This window comes from Caballeronia arationis (assembly GCF_001544975.2).
GTDB lineage: Bacteria > Pseudomonadota > Gammaproteobacteria > Burkholderiales > Burkholderiaceae > Caballeronia > Caballeronia arationis.
Genome location: NZ_FCOG02000194.1, coordinates 1 through 8,410 on the forward strand (window position 1 = coordinate 1; position 8,410 = coordinate 8,410).

The window sequence follows — 8,410 nt, forward strand, 5'->3', positions numbered from 1 at the left end:
AACCTCAGTGACATTCGACTTCTTCAGCATGTTCAACTCCGTTTCCAGACACACTTTTACCCCAAATTCGTGTCCAGCAAAACCGGAGGCGGTTCACTTTGTCTTGCATGGCTGGTTGCAGCAGTCTGCCGCAACCAGCCATGCCCCGGCTTGTCGATTGAAGGCGCATCAAGGGTTCGTTGCGCCGGGCTCACGCCCGCCCTTGACCCGCGAAACCGCCCACTAGGAATTTAAAACAGACGATAAAGATGACAAAAATTACGATAAGCGAAAGGTTGTGGATGACTGTCTGCTTCGTTTGGATCGCCCTTACGGTCCTCGCAACTTTGAACCCTCGCGGCCGGGAGATAAGGCTTTCTTAAGGTAATTTTCGTTAGAGTCTAAGAGTTTGTACGATGCCCGATCCTAAGCGTCGACTGAAGAGTCGCGGGCCAAATGCAAGGTCGAAGCTGGTTACCGAGGCAAAACGGGGAGCGAGAGTGGGAAAACAATACGAATTCGGGGTGCCGGCCTATGGGATTGTGGCGCGTACTCTCCACTGGCTGACGGTCCTGTTGCTCGCGTTGCAGTTCGTGATTGGCTGGACGATGCCTGATGTTCACAAGGACACCCAGCCCGTTAAGCTGATTGCCTGGCATCTTGGTGTTGGCGCGACGCTGATCGCCGTGATTGTGCTTCGGGTAGTCTGGCGGCTGACTCATCGGCCCCCACCAGACAAATTGCCGCCATTGCTCGACTTCCTCTCACGCATCACTCATTTCTTTCTCTATGCCGGCTTGCTGCTTGTTCCGCTGCTCGGCTGGATCAACGCATCCTCACGCGGCTGGACGGTTCGCCTCGCTGGCGTCGTGGCGTATCCATCGTTGAGCAGGACAGGATCCTCTTTCGGCCACGAGATGGGCGATGCGCACGGCATCCTCGCCTGGGCGCTATTCGCGCTGGTCGTCCTTCACGTCATTGCCGCATCGTTTCATCGCTTTGTGCTGCAAGATCACGTATTACAGCGAATGCTGCCGAACGCCGGACCGTCGCGGGACTCTACGCGTAATAACTGAGCAGGTGGGGCCGCTATGGACAAGGCGCATCACCAAAACTTTCCGGAGGAGCCGGCTCATCCGGCCGGGGAAAGCGGTAGCGGGCAGGCCAGGCCACGCCGTGAGTTCCTCCGCGCGATGGCTTGCTCACTGGGGATGGGGACATCGATGGCGGTCGCACTGCTTCCTGGTCAGGTCCGAGAAGCATTGGCGATTCCCGCAAAAACCACGACGGGCACGATAGACGACGTCCAGCATATCGTAATCTTCACACAAGAGAACCGATCGTTCGACCATTACTTCGGCAAGCTTCGCGGAGTGCGAGGCTTCAACGACCGAATGGCAATCGGGTTGCCCAACGGCGATTCAGTGTGGAAGCAGCCGACAAATACGAACTACATTCTGCCTTTCCACATGAGCACGGCAACGACCAGCGCGACCTGCGCGCAAGCGCCTGCGATGAGCTATCTGACCGACATTGCGATGTGGAACAAGGGTCTGTGTAATGCATGGAATACGGCGCGTCTACCGGGACTCGGGATGAGTTACTTTACGCGCGACGATTTGCGGTTCTACTATGCGCTCGCTGACGCGTTTACGATTTGCGACCAATACTATGCGTCGACCCTCACGCAGACCAATCCGAACAGGCTTCACTTGGTCAGCGGCAGCAGTGGTCTTTCCGTGGGATTTCCACCGGCGCTTAACAACGCGGACTCGGACCAAGGATTCAAATGGCAGACAGTCGCCGAGCTGCTCGAGACGGCCGGCGTCAGCTGGCGTGTATATCAACAATTGGACAATTTCGACGATAACGCCCTCGCGCTATTCCATAGTTTCAAGTCGGCCTCGCCGACCAGCGCGCTCTACCGGAAGGGCCTGGCGACGGTCGATGACATCGCCCAGGCCTTCGCCGCCGATGTCGCGTCAGGCAAGCTACCGCAAGTCTCGTGGATAATCGCGCCCACTGCGCTGTCCGAGCACCCGAACTATCACCCGCAAGCCGGCGAGGACCTGAGCGCGAGGCTGCTGGCGGCCCTTGCGGCGACCCCCGAGGTCTGGTCGCGGGCCGTATTCTTTCTGAACTACGACGAGCAAGGCGGTTTCTTCGATCACGTGCCGCCGCCCATGCCGCCTGGTGACGACGAGGAGGGCAGGACGACCGTCGCGACGACCGGCGAAGTTTACGACGGTCTGCCGATCGGCCTTGGATTTCGTGTGCCGATGACGGTGGTCTCGCCGTGGTCGAAAGGCGGCTACGTGTGCTCGGAAGTATTCGATCACACGTCGATTATCCAGTTTATCGAACGGCGATTCCGGCTTCGCTGCCGGAACATTAGCGCGTGGCGCCGCTCCGTTTGCGGCGATCTGACCTCGGCGTTCAGCTTCGGCAATCCGGATTCTGGCTGGCCTGCTTTACCGGACACGAGCAGCTATGTTTCACGGGCCAATCTGCAATGCAGGTCGCTGCCGGCACCGGCGGTACCGGCGATGCAAACCATGCCGAAACAGGAGCCGGGCACACGCCCGTCGAGAGCATTGCCCTACGAGTTGCACGCGAATTCAAAACCAGATGCGGTCAAGGGCTCGTTCTCGATTCTGCTGGTCAATAGCGGAAAAACGGGGGCCGCATTTTCCGCCTACGACCTTGAGGTGCCTAGTCGTTCGCCGCGCCGCTACGCGCTCGATCCCGGCACGCAACTCTCCGATAGCTGGACGCGATCCCAGCTCAAAGGCACGAAGTATTCGATCGCCTTGCATGGCGCGAACGGCTTCCTGCGAGTCTTCCGCGGCGACCTGGCCACACGAGTAGGCGTCAGGACGGCGGATCCCGAGATCGAGGTGAGCTACGACGTAGCGAACAACGCGGTCTGCGTGACCATGCGGAATTCAGGCACTGCGGCCTGCCGATTTACGGTCAGATCGAATGCCTATCGCATCGGCGGCGGCCCATGGGTCTGTTTGGTGCCGGCGGGCGGTAATGTCAACAAGGGCTGGCCCGTATCCGCGAGTGGTAACTGGTACGACTTCAGCGTAACGGTCGATACCCAGCCGGCGTTTCGGCGCCGCTTCGCGGGCCGCATCGAAAACGGATACGACCTGACCAGCGACCCGGCCGCGACTTAGGTTTCGAGACCGAAAGTCTTCTGCTGCGGCTCGAACTTGTTGCCGAGTCTCGGGCAGGATCCTCAAGTCATCGAGTGACGCGGTAAGGTTCAGGCCGCGTCACACCTACCAGGCCCAGGGAGGGTAAAGCACGCGACAGGCAAGGGCATGAAGACCCTCATCGAATGAACTTCATCGGCGGACTGCGGGCTGCGTTGCTTGGCGCGAAATCCGTTAGTGAGGTCAAAGGGTCGACGCGCGAAACGGCAAGTGGCTCTTTTATACCGCGCGTGATGCCCGTTCCGGACGAACCATCAGCCTTATGGAACCCATGAACGAGCACAGTGGCTTGGCGAGCGGGTTGCTGCACGCATTGCGCGACCGACACTTCTTATCCTTCCAGTTTCGATGGGCCTGGTTTGGTTCAGCGTCGGATTTGGTCTAAAAGCACGGATCGTTGGTATGGCAACCAGATGGACAGATGACTCACACCGGGGTGCCTGTGTTAAAACTCGTGCTGGGCGCTGATGGCGGCGCCGGTGTCCCGGCCGTGCGTCAATGGAACGTGGGCGGCCGCGGAGAAGTTCCAGTCCCCAATCGCGACCAGCGGCGCCACCTGCGGGTGGACGGGAGAAGGCAGCAAACCGTAGCTGTCGAACTGTGCGGCCTGGTTCATCGGGCCTCTTGGTGCACCGGGGCGCGCATCAGCCTGGAAAACGGGCGGTGCGGCATCTGGCGACTGGGCCAGACGCGTGGCGTAGTTCAGTTCGGACGGCCTCAAGTATTTCGGTTGCTGACCAACGGGAGGAATGGTGGGGTCCAGCGTCGGCTGGGGCGGCGCGGGGGCGACCTCCTCCGCGACGGCAACATGGTTTTTCCCGTGTGGTCGTCGCGTAGGCTCGCCAACTGCGGTCGCGGCGAGCGCGAGAAGAAGCGCGCCGAGAATCGAGCCTCGGATTGGGTGGCGCTTCATGGGTGAAGGACGGATGAACATCAAATCGAAATCCAGGTTCGTGGGAAACCCTCGCGTCGAATGAAAGCCCGCTCAGCGTGCTACGGCTTGCTGGGTAACCTGGCCGGGCGGGCGACGCGGCGCAGGCCGTAGGGCTTTTTCCCGTTGAATCGACAAATTTGCGGCTCTTTGAAGTTTATGGAGCGCCGGGCTTTGCGTCGCCCCTCCTCGCGGGAGGGCGGATTATTTCGCGCCACAAATCTGGCCGGACAAGGGATTGCGTTCGGTTCGCTACCCGCAAGACCCCCGCCCCCGACGATATCGGGTCGCGATGGATACCGGAAGTTCCTGCAGCAGCATCCGAGCCGGGCGTTTGCCGTTTCCGGTTCGGGCGCGTGCTCATTGGAAGAAGGCGGGGATGATCCGATGTCTGTCGCGGTGGCGAATTGTCAGAATCAGAGTTCCGACACTTGCAGGCTCTATGTGGTCGATTAGTCCGTCGTCTGGCGTGAGTGATTTCTTTGCTACCGTGACAGGCTCGTTCGACACTGATGGGCTTTGGATGCGATGGCTGCACATGAGAGGTCTTTCTCAGGATCGACTTCTGGCCCATCTTCGGACGTCGATCCTTGCTTTCACAAAGACGTTCGAACGACGGCTCTGCACTGCCGATCAACCGGTCGATGCAACAAAATGGAAGCCGCGTGAACGGGGGCATTTGAAGCAGAGACCCCGGATCTATTGCAGCGAGAGCTGGAAGGCATGTGGCTGGATCTCCGAGACACGGCGTACGCCTTGCGCCAAAGGCGCGATGGGTCCCCCGGGCTCTTTCTATTGACTACTTGTGCAAAAAGGACGAGCGTTGTCCGGTATCAGGTTCGCTCTTGTCTCGATCAGACTTTCTATCCGAGGTAGCGATGTGGATCTTTCGTGTCGGCGAGCATCCCCTCGGAGCCGTCCGCATTCGCGAATGGTGCCCCCGCGCGCGCCATACGATCGGCCTTTTCGTTCAGCTGCCGCACGGCGCGGCCTCTGGGTTGGACCAACTCGCGCAGTCCGGACCCTCCTTTCCCGACAATGTGCTTACCGCCATTTCTGATTGGGCCAATCATGTCACGACCCTCGGCAGCCCTAGACATCATGTATGGGTGCGACGTGAGGTCGCGTAAAGGATTGTTTCAGCTGGCCTGTGCCAGAGAGGAAACCGGCTGTTCCGTCAGCCGTACCCTACCGGCGCATGCGATCTCGGTAACGAGGTGGTGTGAAGCCGCCGGGACAACGTAACCTGCACGAGAGTGCGGCATTGACCCCGTGAGGGAGAGATGCTTTCTATCAGCATCGGATGGATAAGGTGCCAGGGTGAGCAGTACGGTTAGTGAAAGCGAATCACCGATAAACGTCGTCAAATGTAATAAGCCAAAGGTGCTGTGAGGCTTAGGCCAAAAGGCATGCAATCGGATAGCTCCTTCCATACTGGGGCTACACGGACAGTGGATTGCCGGCGAATAGGTGGAACCTAACCTGCCCGTGTCTTTTACGCGGAACACGGTAAGTCCGATTCTCCGCCATAGCCTGAGGATCATTTTGGCGATGGCAGGTGACTCGCGAGGGGAACTGTTGGGGGAGCGGATATGAGAACGCGGAGCAAGCGAATGGCGACCTGTAATGGGTTGTATAGGGGTTCAAGATTTGCCCCGACCTGAAAAGGTGCAGACTTCCGCGTGGTGCAGCTGTCGCAGGTCCACGTTTGAGATCCATTGAGGGGAAGCTTGTGAGAGACCGGTATCACTACGGTTCAGCGCCCTTCGTCTCAGCGATGAGGCGAATCAACAATGTGATGCTTGCGAAGGTCCCGTGCGACTGGCGAGACCGGCGTCAGTGCGACGCTTCATGCTGTGCTCGAGCCGTATGCGGGGAAAGCTCGCACGTACGGTTCCTCGGGGGCCGCGTTTCCGCAAGGAAACGCGGCTACCCAATACCTGCCGCACCTCAAGGTACGCGGATTAAGCTTGAGGTCGGTTACTCCGCGGCTCAGAGCCGCATTGAGGGGGCAGGTCATGAACAAGTTTAGCAAGTACGTGGGCCTGGATGTACATCAGGAAACGATTGCCGTGGCGCTCGCCGACACGGCCGGCGAAGTGCGGTACATGGGCGAGATCGTGAACACACCCGCGGCGATCGCGAAAGTGGTGACGCAACTCAAGCGCGGCACGGGACGGCTGGCGTTCTGCTATGAAGCCGGCCCTTGCGGCTACACAATTTGTCGACAGCTGAGGGAGCTCAAGCAGGACTGCCAGGTCGTGGCGCCGTCGCTGATTCCGAAGAAGCCGGGCGAGCGCGTGAAGACCGACCGGCGCGATGCCCTCAGCCTGGCGCGCCTGCATCGCGCCGGCGAATTGAGCCCCGTGTGGATTCCGGATGAGGCGCAGGAGGCACTGCGCGATCTGACCCGTGCGCGTGAAGGCATGAAGCATCTGCAACGCCAGGCCAAGCAACGGCTGTTGTCGTTTCTGTCGCGCCATGGCCATCGCTACTCGGGCCGCTCCAGATGGACGCAAGCGCACTGGCGCTGGCTGGAAGGCATCAAGTTCGCCCGGCCGGAGCAACAAATCGTGCTGCAGGAATATATCGACACGGTGCAGGCCTGTGGCAGCCGCGTGGCCAGCCTCGACCGCGAAGTCGAGACGGCTGCGCACGCCAGCCCGGTTTGGCCGGTGATCGAGGCGTTGATGGCGCTGCGCGGCATCAGTCTGCTCGCGGCTGTGACGGTGGTCGCGGAACTCGGCGATCTGGCACGGTTTGCCGGCCCGCCCCAACTGATGGCGTATCTGGGCCTGGTGCCCAGTGAACACTCCAGCGGCAAGCGTGAGCGCCGCGGCGGTATCACCAAGACCGGCAACGGCCATGTCCGGCGGGTACTCATCGAAGCCGCGTGGACCTATCGTCATGCCGCGCGAAAGACCGCGATCCTGCAGCGGCGCGCAGAGCGTACGCCCCCCGAGGTCCAGGAGATCGCCTGGTCGGCGCAAAAGCGGCTGTGTCAGCGGTTTCGAAACTTGATGGCACGCGGCAAGCTCAAGAACCAGGTCTGTACCGCTATTGCGCGCGAGCTCGTCGGCTTTATCTGGGCTATCGGGCAACACGTTGTCCCCCTTCAGCCGAGCTTAGCCCGCATGAGAGGGGTCGAGCACGCAACAGGATCTTTGGGCCAGGACCAGGCAACGGTGGGAGAACCCTCGCGCTTACACTAGGAGGCAACTGGAAACAGCACAACCCTCGAAACTAGATTGAGGCAGCTCCCCGACGTTTCGTTTGTCATGCGGTAATCAACCCGCGCATATCAGAATGATCAACCGTCGGATAACCGCCTCGTCCTGGCCCAAGCATCCTGTTGTTGACGACCGTCAAAGAAGCCGGTCTCGCATGGTCGTGAGCACGCAAGTGCCGCGCTCACGACCCATGCATAGCATGGAAAATCGACGACGCGTCAAGGGTTCGCTACGCCGGGCTCACGCCCGCCCTTGACCCGTCAAGCTTCGGAGAGCCGCCTATGGCACTTGACACGGTCCATACATATCAGTGTTGTGCTCGCCTCGCCGGGCATGTTTGACGAGTCGGTCGCCAAGTTCACCGCCCAAGTGGAGATGGCGACATGAAACCAGCGGCTTCCACGGATTCTCATCCGCATCGCATGCCGTTTCTGCAGGGACTTCTGCCCCTCGATCCTGCACAACCGCCGCACGACATCATTGCCGGGATAACGCTGGCGGCCCTTGGCATCCCTGAGGTAATGGGGTACACAAAGATCGCCGGTACGCCCACTGTCACGGGCCTCTATACGATGTCGCTGCCGCTAATCGTTTGCGGTCTTTGGTGCATCGCGTCAACTGGTGGTCGCAGCAGACTCCGCAACAGCCGCCATCCTCGCGGGCACGCTGACGGCCGTCGCCGCATTGGGTAGCAAGGAATATGTCGGCCTCACGAGTACAGTGGCCCTGGCGGTGGCCCTGATGCTCGTGATTGCGCGCATCTTTCGTTTGGGTTTTCTGGCCGACTTTCTTTCTCGCAGTGCCCTGATAGGCTTTCTGACGGGCGTGGGTGTTCAGGTCGCGGCGGGCGAACTCGCCGGGCTGATCGGGCTCACAAAGCAGGGGCATGACCCGGTCATGCAGGTGGTGTCCGTGTTTCAGCGCGTCGCCGAGGCGAATTAGTCGGACCTGCAAAATTGGGTTTTGTTCGTGGACGCCTCGGGGCGTTCATCAGGTGGCCTTGTACTTTTCGAACTCAGGCAGTTGTAGGAGGTGCGAGCAAGGTTCCT

Annotated in this window: 4 protein-coding genes and 2 pseudogenes; 5 read left to right on the plus strand and 1 reads right to left on the minus strand. The window is 60.1% G+C overall.

Translation table 11 applies throughout. The features are described from left to right. From AWB81_RS47605 to AWB81_RS38480, 3 genes are all read left to right on the plus strand, one after another. Nucleotides 1–226 (plus strand): hypothetical protein (locus AWB81_RS47605; RefSeq protein ID WP_235026129.1); only part of this gene is annotated, 226 nt, incomplete at its 5' end. A gap of 253 nt (nucleotides 227–479) precedes the next feature. Continuing rightward, nucleotides 480–1,055, plus strand: coding sequence for a cytochrome b (locus AWB81_RS38475; protein WP_062643359.1), 576 nt, complete (start codon nucleotides 480–482; stop codon nucleotides 1,053–1,055). Between the two features lie 15 nt (nucleotides 1,056–1,070). Next, entirely contained in the window at nucleotides 1,071–3,161 is a 2,091-nt protein-coding gene (locus AWB81_RS38480) for a phosphocholine-specific phospholipase C (RefSeq protein WP_062643361.1), read from the plus strand. Between the two features lie 484 nt (nucleotides 3,162–3,645). Here AWB81_RS38480 and AWB81_RS38485 read toward each other — a convergent pair whose 3' ends face one another. Beyond that, nucleotides 3,646–4,134 carry a hypothetical protein gene (locus AWB81_RS38485; protein ID WP_062643363.1) on the minus strand — a complete coding sequence of 163 codons (489 nt, stop codon included), beginning with the start codon at nucleotides 4,132–4,134 and terminating at the stop codon, nucleotides 3,646–3,648. Between the two features lie 2,015 nt (nucleotides 4,135–6,149). Between AWB81_RS38485 and AWB81_RS38500 the strand changes: the two are divergent. Together AWB81_RS38500 and AWB81_RS38505 are read left to right on the plus strand one after the other, a co-directional pair. Then, a pseudogene (locus AWB81_RS38500) lies at nucleotides 6,150–7,244 on the plus strand (IS110 family RNA-guided transposase); the annotation flags it as partial. Between the two features lie 638 nt (nucleotides 7,245–7,882). Next, nucleotides 7,883–8,303: pseudogene (locus tag AWB81_RS38505) on the plus strand (SulP family inorganic anion transporter). Nucleotides 8,304–8,410: the final 107 nt, after the last annotated feature.

Coding starts and splice junctions, on each gene's coding strand:
- AWB81_RS38485 (WP_062643363.1), bottom strand. CDS start 4,134: ATGTTCATCCGTCCTTCACCCATGAAGCGCCACCCAATCCGAGGCTCG.
- AWB81_RS38480 (WP_062643361.1), top strand. CDS start 1,071: ATGGACAAGGCGCATCACCAAAACTTTCCGGAGGAGCCGGCTCATCCG.